Here is a 15,000-nt window from a genome sequence, read left to right as displayed (position 1 = left end):
TTGCAATAACTGTTACCATACCGCCACCAGCTGTACCTTCAACTTGTTTTTCACCAAGTTCCTCTTGTGCTTTCGCCATTTGTTTTTGCATTTTTTGCATTTGTTTCATCATATTATTCATATTTCCCATTCCGCCACGCATCATAATAAATTCCTCCTAAACATTCTTATTCTTTTATTTCAATTAGTTGTTGCCCTACTAATTTTACAGCCTCTTCTATGAGAGGATCCACCCTTTGTTCCTTTGATTCCTCTGAGTTTCCGCCTTCACGTTGTAAAAATTCTTCACGGATTTTTCCCCAATGATCTTTCGGAATTGCAATCATATTTAATCTTTTACCGACCAATTCAAATAGAATCTGTTCTACGGTATCCATCGCTTCACGGTTCTCACTTGCCATTTTACAATGAATCTCGTACTGGAAGGCTAAGACATATGAATCCTCAGAAGCTGCAACTGGTTCACTATTTTCTAATAACACGGCAAATGCTACTTTGTTGTAAGATTTCAATCTCCCTAGTAACTCGCCCCATATAGACTTTAGTTGTTCTAAATCTTGGCGTTTCGCTTGCTTTAACACTTCATGTACACGGCCAACAGGAATTTTCATATTTCCTGTTCGCACTGGTTTTGGTGCTGTACGAGTTTCTCTTACTTCCTGCTGGACACCAGCAGGAACACCATTCTTTTTCACATCTGCTAGCTCTTTTTCCAGCTGTTGCATTCTGTTTATAATTGCTTGTAGGCGGTCAGTTCCATTTGCTTGCACCATAAATTGCTGACAAAGTTGAACCATAACCACCTCTAGGAAAATTCGTGGATGATTTGTCCATTTCATTTCCTGTTGCCCCTTGCTAAGCGTATGAATGATTTCATAAATCACTTCAGGCCGCATAGCCTCACTTAACATACGAAACTGATCGTCTACAATGACCCGTTCTAGCATATGTTCTAATTGTGGTGAAGTTTGATATAAGAGCATATCCCGATAGTAATAAATAAAGTCTTCCATAAAACGAACAGGATCTTTTCCTTTACTCATCATATCATCAATAATACGTAACGCTCTCGATACATCATTATCACGTATACACTCTACAAGATTACCTAAATATTGTTGTGAAACAGAACCCGTTACGGCTAAAACATCCTCAGTCGTAACTATTTCATCACTATAAGAAATAGCTTGGTCAATTATACTAAGTGCGTCGCGCATTCCACCTTCAGCAGCACGCGCAACAATTTGCAACGCTTCATTTTCTACCTTTGTACCTTCGTTTGTTACAACAGTTTCTAATCTCTCTACGATATCATGAACTGATATTTTTCGAAATTCGAAACGTTGACACCTTGAAATAATTGTCGGTGGAATTTTATGAGGTTCTGTTGTTGCTAAAATAAAGATAACATGTTGTGGGGGTTCTTCTAATGTTTTCAAAAGTGCATTAAAAGCTCCCATAGAAAGCATGTGAACTTCATCGATAATGTATACTTTATATTTCACTGCACTTGGGGCATATTTTACCTTATCTCTAATATCTCGAATTTCATCTACACCGTTATTTGAAGCCGCATCAATTTCTAATACATCCGAAATAGATCCTTGTGTAATGCCTAAGCATGCAGGACATTCATTACAAGGTTCAGCTACTGGGGCATGCTCACAGTTAATTGCCTTAGCAAATACTTTTGCAATTGTTGTTTTACCTGTTCCCCTAGGACCAGAAAACAAATAAGCATGCGAAGCTTTTTCTTGAAGAAGGGCATTTTGCAACGTTTTTGTTACGTGCTTTTGACCGACTACATCTGCAAACTTTTGCGGTCTCCATGTTCGGTATAACGCTTGGTATGACACGAAAATACGGCCTCCCTCAAAGGTTATTATCTTGTATATTATAACCCATTCTGTTTATAGATTCCAAAAGTTATTTTTTATACAAAAAACCCACCTTTTATAAAAAGATGGGTTCCATATACATATGTAACTGCCGTGCACCTTCTGTCGATTACGTACCATAAGCGTTACTCAAGCAGTTAGCTCAGTTCAGGCACTCCTACGGCACACGAGAGAACCCGCTTATTGCTGCTTCCTTCCGGACCTGACAAGGTTCACGGGGTCTCGTTGCGTAGGACCCAAACGTCAACACCACTTACTTAAGGCAGGCCTTACAGTAACATAACCTCGAGAAGGGATTCGGCCTCGCTAGAGCGGATTGCGAGTACAGGGCACCGCTACCTCCCCGCTTAGCACGGCAAAGTTAAAACCAATATTCGGTTGCCTTAAACAAGGCACTATCAGTATAACTTGTTTTTTTGTAAAATGCAAATGTGTTAACAACTTGTTTTATTATCAATTTTTTTCTGTTCTTTTCTTTTCCTACGAAGTTCTCTAAAGAAGCTTGTTAATAGCGCTCCGCACTCTTCCTCCATTACACCTGAGACAACTTCACATTGATGATTAAAACGTTCATCCGTTAAAAGATTCATTAAAGTACCAGCACATCCACCTTTTGGATCACTTGCACCATATACTACACGCTTCACACGTGATAAAACAATTCCACCTGCACACATCGGACATGGCTCCAAGGTTACATATAATGTTGCATGTTCTAAACGCCATGTTCCCAAAGCTTTACAAGCCTTATCTATAGCCAACAACTCCGCATGAGCAATCGATCTTTGTTCTGTCTCCCTTAAGTTATGAGCGCTACTAATTACTTTGCCATCTAACACAAGTACAGCTCCAATTGGAACTTCCTCTATCTTCTCCGCTTTCTTCGCTTCTTCTATTGCCAGCTTCATAAAATACATATCTTGTTCCATAACACAGTCCTCTCTAATCACTATTACAATATAGTTTCATCCAATTCCCATATACATACTGGATAACTTTTAAGCATTCAATCCATTCTAAAGAAAAAAAGAAGGATGATTACAAATGAAAAATACAGCTCTACTCATTATCGATATGATTAATGATTTCAACTTCTCCGAAGGACCTATTCTAGCTAAAAAGTGCGAGATGCTAGCAACATCTATCCTACATTTAAAACAGAACTTGAAAACATTAGGTTACCCTATTATTTATATAAATGATCATTATCAATTGTGGAGATCAGATATTAACCAACTAATTTCTCATTGTACAAATCCATACAGCAAGAACATTATACAAATGATTTCTCCTGAACCAGATGATTATGTTTTTATTAAACCACATTACTCTGCATTTTATGAAACACCATTAAACTCTTTATTAGGTTACTTAAAAATTGAAAACCTCATTATCACAGGGGTAGCTGGAAATATATGCATCCTTTTCACGGCTAATGATGCTCATATGAGAAATTATAACCTCTACATACCAGAGGACTGCATCGCTTCTAATTCTGATCAAGATAATATACATGCCTTAAAAATCATGAAAACAACATTAAAGGCAAATATTATGCCTTCGTCTCAATTCAAATTAACTAAACCGCCATTGACTTTCTAACTTTTTATAACAAATTAGCCCTTTTGCTCTCCTCTTATGCTACAATAATCCTGTTTTGTGTTTTTATATGGCAGGAAATTATAGACTGAAAGGAGGAAACAGCGTGACCGAAGTACCATTTATTACGGTTGAAGGACCAATTGGTGTTGGAAAAACTTCACTAGCGAAGGAAATTTCAACTCACATGCAACTCCACTTACTCAAAGAAATTGTTGATGAAAATCCCTTCTTAGGAAAATTTTATGAAGATATTGAAGAATGGAGTTTTCAAACAGAAATGTTCTTTCTATGTAACAGATACAAACAATTGGAAGACATTAATAAAAAATACTTAAATCAACATAAGCCAGTAGTAGCAGATTATCATATATTTAAAAATTTAATCTTTGCATCTCGTACATTAAAGGACGTTCAATATGAAAAGTACTTGCGAATTTATCGTATTCTTACACAGGATATGCCCGTGCCAAATGTCATCGTATACTTAACTGCAAGTCTTGAAACACTGCAAAAAAGAATTGCCATGCGCGGAAGAGAATTCGAAAAAAATATAGATCCAAATTACTTATTACAGCTTACTCAAGATTATGAAATAGCAATGGAAGCTTTTCAAAAGGATCATCCAGATATTCCTGTATTGAAATTTAATGGAGATAACATAGATTTCATAAAAAATGCTGATGACTTACATGTAATTTTATCCACTCTCCAAAATACACTCTCAAAGGGGACGAAATAGCAATGAATTTCAGGCAAAAATACGATATACCCAATGATGCAGTAATTACTATCGCTGGAACTGTCGGTGTAGGAAAATCAACAATGACCACAGCACTTGCTAATGCTTTAAGCTATCGAACATCATTTGAAAAGGTAGATTCAAATCCTTACTTAGACAAATTTTATGATGATTTTACACGTTGGAGTTTTCATTTACAAGTTTATTTCTTAGCAGAGCGATTTAAAGAACAAAAAAAAATTTTTGAATATGGCGGAGGCTTTATCCAAGATCGTTCTATTTATGAAGACACTGGCATTTTCGCGAAGATGCACTATGAAAAAGGGACAATGACAGAAACAGATTATGAAACATATAAAAGCCTGTTTGATGCAATGGTAATGACACCTTATTTTCCGCATCCAGACCTATTAATTTATTTAGAAGGTTCTTTTGATGATATTGTTGATCGTATTCAAAAAAGGGGACGCCCGATGGAGCAACAAACGCCAATTGAATATTGGAAGGAAATGCATGAGCGTTATGAAAATTGGATTAATAACTTTAACTCCTGCCCTGTCCTACGTTTAAATATTAATGAATACGATGTTCTACAAGATGAAAATTCCATTGAACCAATTATTAAGAAAATCGGACATTTCTTAAACCAAACACATAGACTTGTAAAATAAAAAAACCCGTGCAAATGCACGGGTTTTCCTATTAACTTATTTTTTCCTTTTTGTCGGAGCAATAATTTCACTCTCTGTCTTCCCAGCGTTAATACGCTGACGAACCGTACTTGTACTAATATCGTATGCTTCTGCAATCTCTTTAACAGTCATTTCTTTCCCATTAATCATTGCCGTTAATACCTTACCAGTACGCTTTGGAGTTGCTGCCTTTTTGGTCGCTTTCTTTGGTGCTTCTTTTTTTACATTACAAGTACAACCACAAAGCTTACGGAATGTTTCATCACTTATAATGCAAGATACATTCGCACCACTATTTAAAATTCTATCGTTCTTACAAACCGGACATTGTACATAATATAAAGTTTTTCCATCTAAAGGAAATGTTTGTATAATAAGATCCATGTTGACTCCTTTCATATCTATGAAGATAATCATCGGAATATGAGTGTTTCATAAGGCAATATTAACCTTACATCATACTTTCTGATTGGTTTTAAAATAAAAACTCGTTACGTGTTGGTAACGAGTTCTCCAATCTCCACTTATATGCGCTGTTGTCAATTATATCTGGAGGAGGTAGAGGGATTCGAACCCCCGCGCGACTCTCGCCGCCTGTCGGTTTTCAAGACCGATCCCTTCAGCCAGACTTGGGTATACCTCCATATTGACATCAAATATAATAACAAAAGAAAAACAGTTAGTCAACCCTAGTATTATAAATTATGAGGAAAGGAAAATATAATCTATATTTTCCTTTCCTTTCATGTTATTACTGACAACAACTGAAATTACCAATCACTCATACCGATGAAAGTATTCATTTATTTAATAACTGTTTTTCCTCCCATATAAGGACGAAGAACTTCTGGAATTATAATTGTACCATCTTCTTGCTGATAATTTTCTAAAATCGCTGCAACTGTACGGCCAATCGCAAGACCTGAACCATTCAATGTATGAACTGGTTCTGGTTTCGCATTAGGTTCACGACGGAAACGAATATTTGCACGTCTTGCCTGGAATGCTTCGAAATTACTGCAAGAAGAGATCTCACGGTACGTATCATAGCTTGGCAGCCATACTTCGATATCATATTTCTTTGCTGCTGTAAATCCTAAATCTCCTGTACACATGCTCATAACACGATATGGCAACTCTAATAATTGTAACACGCGTTCCGCATCATTTGTTAATTTTTCTAATTCCTCATAAGACTCTTCTGGTTTAACAAACTTTACAAGCTCTACTTTATTAAATTGATGTTGACGAATTAAACCGCGTGTATCACGTCCAGCTGAACCTGCCTCAGAACGGAAACAAGAGCTAAATGCAGCATAACGAATTGGCAATTGCTCGGCACTTAAGATTTCATCACGGTGCATATTTGTTACTGGAACTTCAGCTGTAGGGATTAAGAAGTAATCTTCACTTTCGATAAGGAATGCATCTTCTTCAAACTTCGGAAGTTGACCTGTTCCTGTCATACTTGCACGGTTTACCATGTATGGAGGTAAAACCTCTTCATACCCATGCTCTTCTGTGTGAAGGTCAAGCATGAAGCTAATTAAAGCACGTTCTAATCTAGCTCCTGCACCCTTATAAAATACGAAACGACTTCCTGTTACTTTACCTGCGCGTTCAAAATCTACAATACCTAAATCAGTCGCAAGATCCCAATGTGGTTTTGGCTCAAAGTTAAATTCTTTTACTTCTCCCCAAGTACGCACTACCACGTTATCATCTTCTGTTTCACCAACAGGTGTAGATTCATGTGGAATATTTGGAATAGAAAGCATTAATCTTTCTAAATCCTCTTCTACTTCGCGTAGCTCATTATCAAGACCCTTTATTTTTTCTCCTACTTCACGCATCTCTAAAATTAATGCTTCTGCATCTTTCTTTTCACGCTTTAACATAGAAATTTGTTGAGATACTTCATTACGTTTACTTTTTAGTTCCTCTGTTTGAACAAGCAACTCTCTTCTTTTTGTATCTAATTCTTCAAAACACTCAAAATCAGCTAAGTCTTCGCCTCTATGCTGCAACTTTTCTTTTACTTCTTCAAAATTGGCACGTAAAAATTTAATATCAAGCACCTGTAAACTCCTCCTTTTATTTTATAAAATACAAAAACTCCCGTCCCTATAAAAGGGACGGGAGTTAACCCGCGTTGCCACCCTAGTTGAAAACAACTCTGTTTTCCTCTCAAGTAGAAATAACGGCTCTTCACCGGAAATGCTTACTAATCATAAAGATATTCCACATTTCACTCCAGGATGGATTCACAAATCGTTTCTATCGGTTTCCACCAACCACCGACTCTCTGTCAAGAAACACTATTTGTTACTATTTCCTATCAACACGCTAATTTTATAAAATTGTTACCATCAATTTACTATAATCTTACACAAGTTGCAAGTTACTTATACAACTTTCTTCATTTTTGCTTCTTCTACCATCTCTACAAAATACGCTGTAACACGATAATCATCTGTTAACTCTGGATGGAAAGAAGCAGCCAAAAATGGCCCTTGTTTCACTGCAACCATTCGACCATTGTGCATAGAAAGAACTTCTACATCATCAGCTATATCAACGACATACGGCGCTCGAATAAATACACCTGTAAAATCTTCTCCTACACCTTTAATCGAAAGTGTAGCTTCGAAGCTATCCTTTTGACGACCAAATGCATTGCGTTCTACTGTAATATCCATTGCACCAATATGCGCTTCTTCATAACCAATCAGTTTATTTGCAAGTAAAATCATACCTGCACATGTACCAAACATCGGCTTTCTAGAACGCGCAAATTCACGAAGTGGTTCCATAAAATGATACTTATCAATGAGACGACGCATTGTTGTACTTTCACCGCCTGGTAAAATAAGCCCATCAATTTCTTGAAGTTGTTCTACTTGTTTTACAACTACAGCTTCTGCACCGCTTGCTTCAATTGCTTTTACATGCTCTCGAACTGCTCCTTGAAGACCTAACACACCGATTTTTACCATTTTTAAATCTCCTTTAATTACCAACCGCGTTCTTGCATACGTTGTTCTGGTAATAGTGTTGAAATTTCAACGCCCTTCATTGCATCACCTAATCCTTTAGAAAGATTTGCAATTAACTCATAATCTTCATAATGTGTGGTTGCTTCAACAATTGCACGTGCAAACTTTTCAGGGTTTTCTGATTTAAAAATACCAGAACCTACGAACACACCATCTGCACCAAGCTGCATCATTAATGCCGCATCTGCTGGCGTTGCTACACCTCCTGCTGCAAAGTTTACAACTGGAAGACGCCCAAGACGTTTAATTTCAAGTAAAACTTCATAAGGAGCACCAGTATTTTTAGCATATGTCATAAGTTCGTCTTCACGAAGATTCGCAACTTGACGGATTTCTGCATTGACTTGACGCATATGACGAACTGCTTCTACGATATTTCCCGTTCCAGGTTCACCTTTTGTTCGAAGCATAGAAGCCCCCTCTGCAATACGACGCGCAGCTTCTCCAATATCACGACATCCACATACAAATGGAACAGTGTAATCACGTTTATTTAAATGGTTTACTTCATCAGCTGGAGTTAACACTTCACTCTCATCAATATAGTCTACCCCTAATGATTCTAATACACGAGCTTCCACCAGATGACCAATCCGGCATTTTGCCATAACTGGAATTGATACAGCCCCCATAACTTCTTCTACAATTGTTGGATCTGCCATACGTGCAACGCCACCTGCAGCACGAATATCTGCAGGAACACGCTCTAACGCCATAACGGCAACTGCGCCTGCTTCTTCTGCAATCTTTGCTTGTTCAGCGTTAACTACATCCATAATAACGCCGCCTTTTTGCATTTCTGCCATTCCACGTTTGACACGTTCTGTTCCTGTTACATTTGTCATGTACAAAAACCTCCCTAGATGAATTGCTTCCCCCGTTAAAGGCGAAAATTTAGAATACTCTTACATTCTATCACTAACTATTAGAGACTTGTCCACTACTTTTTCATAAAATGTGTATGAAAAATCAAAAATAAAAAAAGCTCCTACTATGAGGAGCTTTTAAAACCAACCTTTTACTGTATCAACAGCACTATTCCATATGTCGCTAAAGAAGGATCCTATACCACGCATAGAGCGTACAAACCAGTTTGCTTGTTCTACTTCTGATTTTGTTACTAAATCAACATGCAATGATTTCCCAGATAAGAATCCTGGATCACTCGCATCCTTAGGTGATACAACCATTTGTCCTAATGTTGTTCCTTTTTTAATAGGTGCTTCTTTTTCTTTTCCTACCTCTTTAAACTCTGTTTTGTAAACATCTTTACTTCCTTTTGGCATTGGAAGTGTAATCGCTTGTTTTGTCTCAACTGCAACATCTTTATCTTTTGCATTTTCAACTCGTACCGTTTCATATCCCTTTACTGATGATCCTTTTGGATATACTTTTTTTACATCAAAATTGGTAAATCCGTAATCAAAAAGTTTCTTTGTTTCATCAAAGCGCGCTGTATGGGAATTTGTTTTAATAACAACAGAAATTAAACGCATTCCATTTCTTTCAGCAGTACCTGTAAAGCAATCACCAGCTTCTGGAGTAGAACCTGTTTTTAAACCATCTACACCTTCATATTGTTTAATTAAGCCTTTTAACATCCAGTTCCAGTTATCCATCTTAACAGGATATTTTCCACCTTCTTGGAATACCTTCTTCGGAATTTTCGCCGTATCTAACACCTTTGGAAAATCTTGAATTAAATGCTGTGCTAAAATGGCAACATCTCGTGCCGACATTTTATTTTCCTCATCCGGTGTTGTTCCTTCAGGATGTTGTCCTTTTAAATCTTTGTTTGTTAAACCTGTAGAGTTTACAAATTTATAATTTTTCAATCCAAACTCTTTTGCTTGATCATTCATCATTTTTACGAAGTCTGCTTCTTTACCTGCAACCGCCTCAGCTAAAGCAATTGTTGCGCCGTTTGCGGAGTAAATTGCCATTGCTTCATACAATTCTTTCACTGTGTAAGAACCACCATTTTCTAGCGGAACATTTGATAATGAGCGGTCTTGTGAAATTTTATGTGCATATTCAGAAACTTTTATTTTTTGATCCCATTTAAGTTTCCCTGTATCCACCGCTTTATGAACTAAATATTCACTCATCATTTTCGTCATACTTGCAATTGCTAACAATTCATCTGCATTTTTTTGATATAAAATTTTCCCAGAATCTGCTTCTACTAAAATTGCTGCGCCTGCTTCAATATTTAAAGCAGAACTTGTTTCTGCTGATACACTGCTATATGTAACGAACGCGCTAAAAAATAATGTCAGCACTGTTACCATTGCAATGAATCTTTTGCAAAACATACCTTTCACTTCAGTTACCCCCAATATCTCATTGTACTCACATAACCGTTATTCTAACATAATCAAAAAAAAATAGACAGAGGTATCAAACCTCTGTCTATTTATATATAAGACATTATAGAGAGTAATTTGGCGCTTCTTTTGTAATTTGTACATGGTGTGGATGACTTTCGCGTAGTCCAGCACCTGTCATACGAATAAATTGTGCATTTTCACGTAAGAACTCTAAATCATGTGCTCCGCAATATCCCATTCCTGCACGTAATCCACCAACTAATTGATGAACTGTATCAGCTAAAGGTCCTTTATATGGTACACGGCCTTCAATACCCTCTGGAACAAGTTTTTTATTTCCTTCTTGGAAGTAACGATCCTTACTTCCTTTTTCCATCGCTCCAACAGAACCCATACCACGGTACACTTTAAATTGACGACCTTGGTAAATTTCAGTTTCCCCTGGGCTTTCAGCTACACCAGCGAACATGCTACCAAGCATTACAACGTGAGCACCTGCCGCTAAAGCCTTCACCATATCACCAGAGTATTTAATACCGCCATCAGCAATAACCGGGATACCATGTTTACGCGCTTCAGTTGCACAATCATATACTGCTGTTAATTGTGGAACACCTACGCCAGCTACAACGCGTGTTGTACAAATTGAGCCTGGTCCAATACCAACTTTGATAATATTTGCACCAGCTTCAATTAATGCACGTGTTGCTTCAGCTGTAGCAACGTTCCCTGCAATAATATTTAATTCTGGATATTTAGTACGAACCTCTTTTACTTTTTCAAGAACACCTTGTGAATGTCCATGAGCTGTATCAATTACAATAACGTCTACGTTTGCTTTTACTAATGCGTCAATACGAAGCATTGCATCTGCAGTTACACCAACTGCTGCCCCAACTAATAAACGCCCCTGTTTATCCTTTGCTGAGTTTGGAAACTCAATGACTTTTTCAATATCTTTAATGGTAATAAGACCTTTTAACACACCGTTTTGATCAACAAGAGGGAGCTTTTCAATTTTATATTTCTGTAGGATCTTTTCAGCTTCTTTTAGCGTAGTACCGACCGGAGCAGTAATGAGTTGTTCTTTTGTCATCACGTCGGAAATTTTGATAGAGTAATCTTGAATAAAACGCATATCACGGTTTGTAATAATACCAACTAGTTTTTGCTCATCTAAATTATTTACAATTGGTACACCTGAGATGCGATATTTTCCCATTAAATGTTCTGCATCGTACACTTGATGCTCTGGAGTTAAAAAGAAAGGATCTGAAATAACGCCACTTTCAGAACGTTTTACTTTATCAACTTGTTCAGCTTGTTGCTCAATTGACATATTCTTATGAATAATTCCTAATCCACCTTGACGTGCCATTGCAATAGCCATATCAGCTTCTGTTACTGTGTCCATCCCTGCGCTAATTAAAGGAATATTTAACTGCAAACTTTCAGATAGAACCGTTTTAACATTTACTTCTCTTGGTAATACATCTGATTTTGCTGGTATAAGTAATACATCATCAAATGTCAAACCTTCTTTAACAAATTTAGATTCCCACATAATTGTTCCCCCTATGATACCAGAAATTATTATTAGTAGCTTAACAATTGGTTAAAATACTGTCAAGAAAGTGATTATATGTTGGAATTTTTAGATAATAAAAGGAGCGTAACATATGAATTGTACATCTCAAATTTGGCATCAATTTAGTTTCTTTTTGTCTGCTCAAAATGTACAACGTTATCTTGCCCGTTGTTATAAGAAATTACCTATTGAAAATGCTGAAAAGAGGAGCTTTGAAAATTGTTATCCCTTTATTTATTATTTGGAGCATGGGAAAAATTATTATAATCTTTATCAAACTGCTCCTTGTTCTATTCAGCCGATTTTGTTGTTTTATGGAATGAGTCAGCTCTTTAAGGCATGCCTATTAACTATCAATCCGAACTACCCTGAATCTACAACTGTCTTAGCTCATGGAGTAACAACAAGAAAACGAAAAAAACAAGGTTATCAATTTTTAGAAGATGAAGTAAAAATACAAAAAACCGGGCTATTTCCTCACCTTGCACAGCAACTGTTTCATATGGAACAACTGGAAGGAGAAAAATTTAATATGTTCGAATTGCTTGTAAAAATCCCTGAATTACAATCTTTATTTCAATGTAGTCAAAAGGGAAAAACATTGTATAAGTTGGATACACACAGGAAAGAATATATTACCTTTCCCCCTGCAGTGCTTGATCATTTACATATGACTAAGGAGAGATTTACTCGTTATATTGAAACGATTTGTAGACACCTTTCTATGCGCTATGTAGATAGTAAAGAGGATGAAACGAAATTAGTATTTTCTGCTCCTATTAAAACATGGAATCCGATATATGTTGCTCCATTGTCTTATAGCCACCATTTAGACACTTATTATTGGCCAATCATAAGTGATTCAAGAAGTCCAAAACCATGTTTACCTGAATTGCTTATCCATTATTTACTCCTCTATAATTTAAGTATGATTTCACGCTATGAGACGGAATGGTGGTATGAACTTTTAGGAAGCTACGCTTCGGATGATTATCCTTTTATTTATCAATTTTTAAATATATCTGCTGAAAAAATTCCTTACTATATTTCGTTATTTTTATTCAATCAATGTTCATCTATTTCTTAGGAAATAAAAAAACACGAGTGAATTCACTCGTGTTTTTTGCTTGGCGACGTCCTACTCTCACAGGGGCAAGGCCCCAACTACCATCGGCGCTAGAGAGCTTAACTTCCGTGTTCGGTATGGGAACGGGTGTGACCTCTCTGCCATCATCACCAAACTATTGAAGGGATATTCCTTCAAAACTAGATAACATTTGCTTCATATTGAATTCAGCTCCAGCGACTCTGAACAAGTCGCTTCCGCTTTAGATATATGGTTAAGTCCTCGATCTATTAGTATTCGTCAGCTCCACGTGTCACCACGCTTCCACCTCGAACCTATCAACCTGATCATCTTTCAGGGATCTTACTAGCTTACGCTATGGGAAATCTCATCTTGAGGGGGGCTTCATGCTTAGATGCTTTCAGCACTTATCCCTTCCGCACATAGCTACCCAGCGATGCCCTTGGCAGAACAACTGGTACACCAGCGGTGCGTCCATCCCGGTCCTCTCGTACTAAGGACAGCTCCTCTCAAATTTCCTACGCCCACGACGGATAGGGACCGAACTGTCTCACGACGTTCTGAACCCAGCTCGCGTACCGCTTTAATGGGCGAACAGCCCAACCCTTGGGACCGACTACAGCCCCAGGATGCGATGAGCCGACATCGAGGTGCCAAACCTCCCCGTCGATGTGGACTCTTGGGGGAGATAAGCCTGTTATCCCCGGGGTAGCTTTTATCCGTTGAGCGATGGCCCTTCCATGCGGAACCACCGGATCACTAAGCCCGACTTTCGTCCCTGCTCGACTTGTAGGTCTCGCAGTCAAGCTCCCTTATGCCTTTGCACTCTACGAATGATTTCCAACCATTCTGAGGGAACCTTTGGGCGCCTCCGTTACACTTTAGGAGGCGACCGCCCCAGTCAAACTGCCCACCTGACACTGTCTCCCGGGTCGATAAGACCCGTAGGTTAGAATTTCAATACAGCCAGGGCGGTATCCCACCAGCGCCTCCACCGAAGCTAGCGCTCCGGCTTCAAAGGCTCCCGCCTATCCTGTACAAGCTGTACCAAAATTCAATATCAGGCTACAGTAAAGCTCCACGGGGTCTTTCCGTCCTGTCGCGGGTAACCTGCATCTTCACAGGTACTATAATTTCACCGAGTCTCTGGTTGAGACAGTGCCCAAATCGTTACACCTTTCGTGCGGGTCGGAACTTACCCGACAAGGAATTTCGCTACCTTAGGACCGTTATAGTTACGGCCGCCGTTTACTGGGGCTTCAGTTCAGAGCTTCGCTTACGCTAACCCCTCTCCTTAACCTTCCAGCACCGGGCAGGTGTCAGCCCCTATACTTCGCCTTACGGCTTCGCAGAGACCTGTGTTTTTGCTAAACAGTCGCTTGGGCCTATTCACTGCGGCTTTCCGTTAAGAAAGCACCCCTTCTCCCGAAGTTACGGGGTCATTTTGCCGAGTTCCTTAACCAGAGTTCTCTCGCTCACCTTAGGATTCTCTCCTCGCCTACCTGTGTCGGTTTGCGGTACAGGCACCTTTTATCTCGCTAGAAGCTTTTCTTGGCAGCGGGGAATCGAAGACTTCGCTCCATAAGGAGCTTCCCCATCACAGCTCAGCCTTCGCGGTAAGCGGATTTGCCTACTTACCAGCCTAACTGCTTGGACGTGCACAACCAATCGCACGCTTCTTCTATCCTTCTGCGTCCCTCCATTGCTCAAACGATAAAGAGGTGGTACAGGAATATCAACCTGTTGTCCATCGCCTACGCCTGTCGGCCTCGGCTTAGGTCCTGACTAACCCTGAGCGGACGAGCCTTCCTCAGGAAACCTTAGGCATTCGGTGGACGGGATTCTCACCCGTCTTTCGCTACTCATACCGGCATTCTCACTTCTAAGCACTCCACCAGTCCTTCCGGTCTGACTTCACTGTCCTTAGAACGCTCCCCTACCACTGATACCAAAGGTATCAATCCGCAGCTTCGGTGGTGTATTTAGCCCCGGTACATTTTCGGCGCAG

Annotated in this window: 13 protein-coding genes, 1 tRNA gene, 2 rRNA genes, 1 other RNA gene and 1 other annotated feature (2 of these 18 running past the window's edge); of the genes, 4 read left to right on the top strand and 13 right to left on the bottom strand. The window is 38.8% G+C overall.

Features of this window, described 5'->3' with window-relative positions:
* The 4 genes from BCER98_RS00125 to tadA form a co-directional block, all read right to left on the bottom strand.
* Positions 1-142 carry the beginning of a YbaB/EbfC family nucleoid-associated protein gene (locus BCER98_RS00125; RefSeq protein WP_164468636.1) on the bottom strand. Its footprint begins 185 nt before the window's first position, so only the first 142 of its 327 coding nucleotides appear in the window; it begins with the start codon at positions 140-142; the stop codon falls past the left edge of the window.
* 25 nt (positions 143-167) lie between these two features.
* Positions 168-1,856, bottom strand: coding sequence for a DNA polymerase III subunit gamma/tau (gene dnaX / locus BCER98_RS00120; RefSeq protein ID WP_011983164.1), 1,689 nt, complete (start codon positions 1,854-1,856; stop codon positions 168-170).
* Between the two features lie 133 nt (positions 1,857-1,989).
* Positions 1,990-2,254: signal recognition particle sRNA large type (gene ffs, locus BCER98_RS20485), an RNA gene on the bottom strand.
* A 78-nt stretch (positions 2,255-2,332) separates the two neighbouring features.
* On the bottom strand, positions 2,333-2,827 hold the full coding sequence (gene tadA / locus BCER98_RS00115) for a tRNA adenosine(34) deaminase TadA (protein WP_011983163.1): 495 nt from the start codon (positions 2,825-2,827) through the stop codon (positions 2,333-2,335).
* Between the two features lie 115 nt (positions 2,828-2,942).
* On the opposite strand from tadA, the gene BCER98_RS00110 reads away from it, so the two are divergent.
* The 3 genes from BCER98_RS00110 to BCER98_RS00100 all read left to right on the top strand — a co-directional run bounded on the left by BCER98_RS00110 (position 2,943) and on the right by BCER98_RS00100 (position 4,910).
* A complete protein-coding gene (locus BCER98_RS00110) occupies positions 2,943-3,500 on the top strand; it encodes an isochorismatase family cysteine hydrolase (RefSeq protein WP_011983162.1) in 558 nt (185 codons plus the stop codon).
* Between the two features lie 103 nt (positions 3,501-3,603).
* On the top strand, positions 3,604-4,239 hold the full coding sequence (locus tag BCER98_RS00105) for a deoxynucleoside kinase (RefSeq protein ID WP_011983161.1): 636 nt from the start codon (positions 3,604-3,606) through the stop codon (positions 4,237-4,239).
* 2 nt (positions 4,240-4,241) lie between these two features.
* Positions 4,242-4,910, top strand: coding sequence for a deoxynucleoside kinase (locus BCER98_RS00100; protein WP_011983160.1), 669 nt, complete (start codon positions 4,242-4,244; stop codon positions 4,908-4,910).
* 36 nt (positions 4,911-4,946) lie between these two features.
* Here the strand turns inward: BCER98_RS00100 and BCER98_RS00095 are convergent, their stop codons facing one another.
* From BCER98_RS00095 to guaB, 7 genes are all read right to left on the bottom strand, one after another.
* A complete protein-coding gene (locus tag BCER98_RS00095; RefSeq protein ID WP_041809337.1) occupies positions 4,947-5,315 on the bottom strand; it encodes a DUF3797 domain-containing protein in 369 nt (122 codons plus the stop codon).
* A gap of 166 nt (positions 5,316-5,481) precedes the next feature.
* Positions 5,482-5,574: transfer RNA gene (locus BCER98_RS00090), tRNA-Ser, on the bottom strand.
* Between the two features lie 160 nt (positions 5,575-5,734).
* The gene (gene serS, locus BCER98_RS00085) at positions 5,735-7,009 is read right to left on the bottom strand and encodes a serine--tRNA ligase (protein WP_011983159.1); all 1,275 of its coding nucleotides are present in this window, start codon (positions 7,007-7,009) and stop codon (positions 5,735-5,737) included.
* Between the two features lie 50 nt (positions 7,010-7,059).
* Positions 7,060-7,282, bottom strand: a binding site (T-box leader).
* A 54-nt stretch (positions 7,283-7,336) separates the two neighbouring features.
* Positions 7,337-7,927: a pyridoxal 5'-phosphate synthase glutaminase subunit PdxT gene (gene pdxT, locus BCER98_RS00080; RefSeq protein WP_011983158.1), complete on the bottom strand. Its 591-nt coding sequence runs from the start codon at positions 7,925-7,927 to the stop codon at positions 7,337-7,339.
* 17 nt (positions 7,928-7,944) lie between these two features.
* The gene (gene pdxS / locus BCER98_RS00075; protein ID WP_011983157.1) at positions 7,945-8,832 is read right to left on the bottom strand and encodes a pyridoxal 5'-phosphate synthase lyase subunit PdxS; all 888 of its coding nucleotides are present in this window, start codon (positions 8,830-8,832) and stop codon (positions 7,945-7,947) included.
* A 159-nt stretch (positions 8,833-8,991) separates the two neighbouring features.
* A complete protein-coding gene (locus BCER98_RS00070; protein ID WP_011983156.1) occupies positions 8,992-10,311 on the bottom strand; it encodes a serine hydrolase in 1,320 nt (439 codons plus the stop codon).
* Positions 10,312-10,417: 106 nt separating this feature from the next.
* Positions 10,418-11,881 carry an IMP dehydrogenase gene (gene guaB / locus BCER98_RS00065; RefSeq protein ID WP_011983155.1) on the bottom strand — a complete coding sequence of 488 codons (1,464 nt, stop codon included), beginning with the start codon at positions 11,879-11,881 and terminating at the stop codon, positions 10,418-10,420.
* 115 nt (positions 11,882-11,996) lie between these two features.
* On the opposite strand from guaB, the gene BCER98_RS00060 reads away from it, so the two are divergent.
* Complete coding sequence (locus BCER98_RS00060; protein WP_011983154.1) at positions 11,997-12,992, top strand: YaaC family protein; 996 nt, start codon at positions 11,997-11,999, stop codon at positions 12,990-12,992.
* A 38-nt stretch (positions 12,993-13,030) separates the two neighbouring features.
* Here the strand turns inward: BCER98_RS00060 and rrf are convergent.
* Positions 13,031-13,146, bottom strand: a 5S ribosomal RNA gene (gene rrf / locus BCER98_RS00055).
* Positions 13,147-13,241: 95 nt separating this feature from the next.
* Positions 13,242-15,000, bottom strand: a 23S ribosomal RNA gene (locus BCER98_RS00050) (it continues 1,163 nt past the right edge of the window).

The organism is Bacillus cytotoxicus NVH 391-98, from assembly GCF_000017425.1.
Lineage (GTDB): Bacteria > Bacillota > Bacilli > Bacillales > Bacillaceae_G > Bacillus_A > Bacillus_A cytotoxicus.
This window is presented reverse-complemented; position numbering and strand designations above follow the sequence as displayed.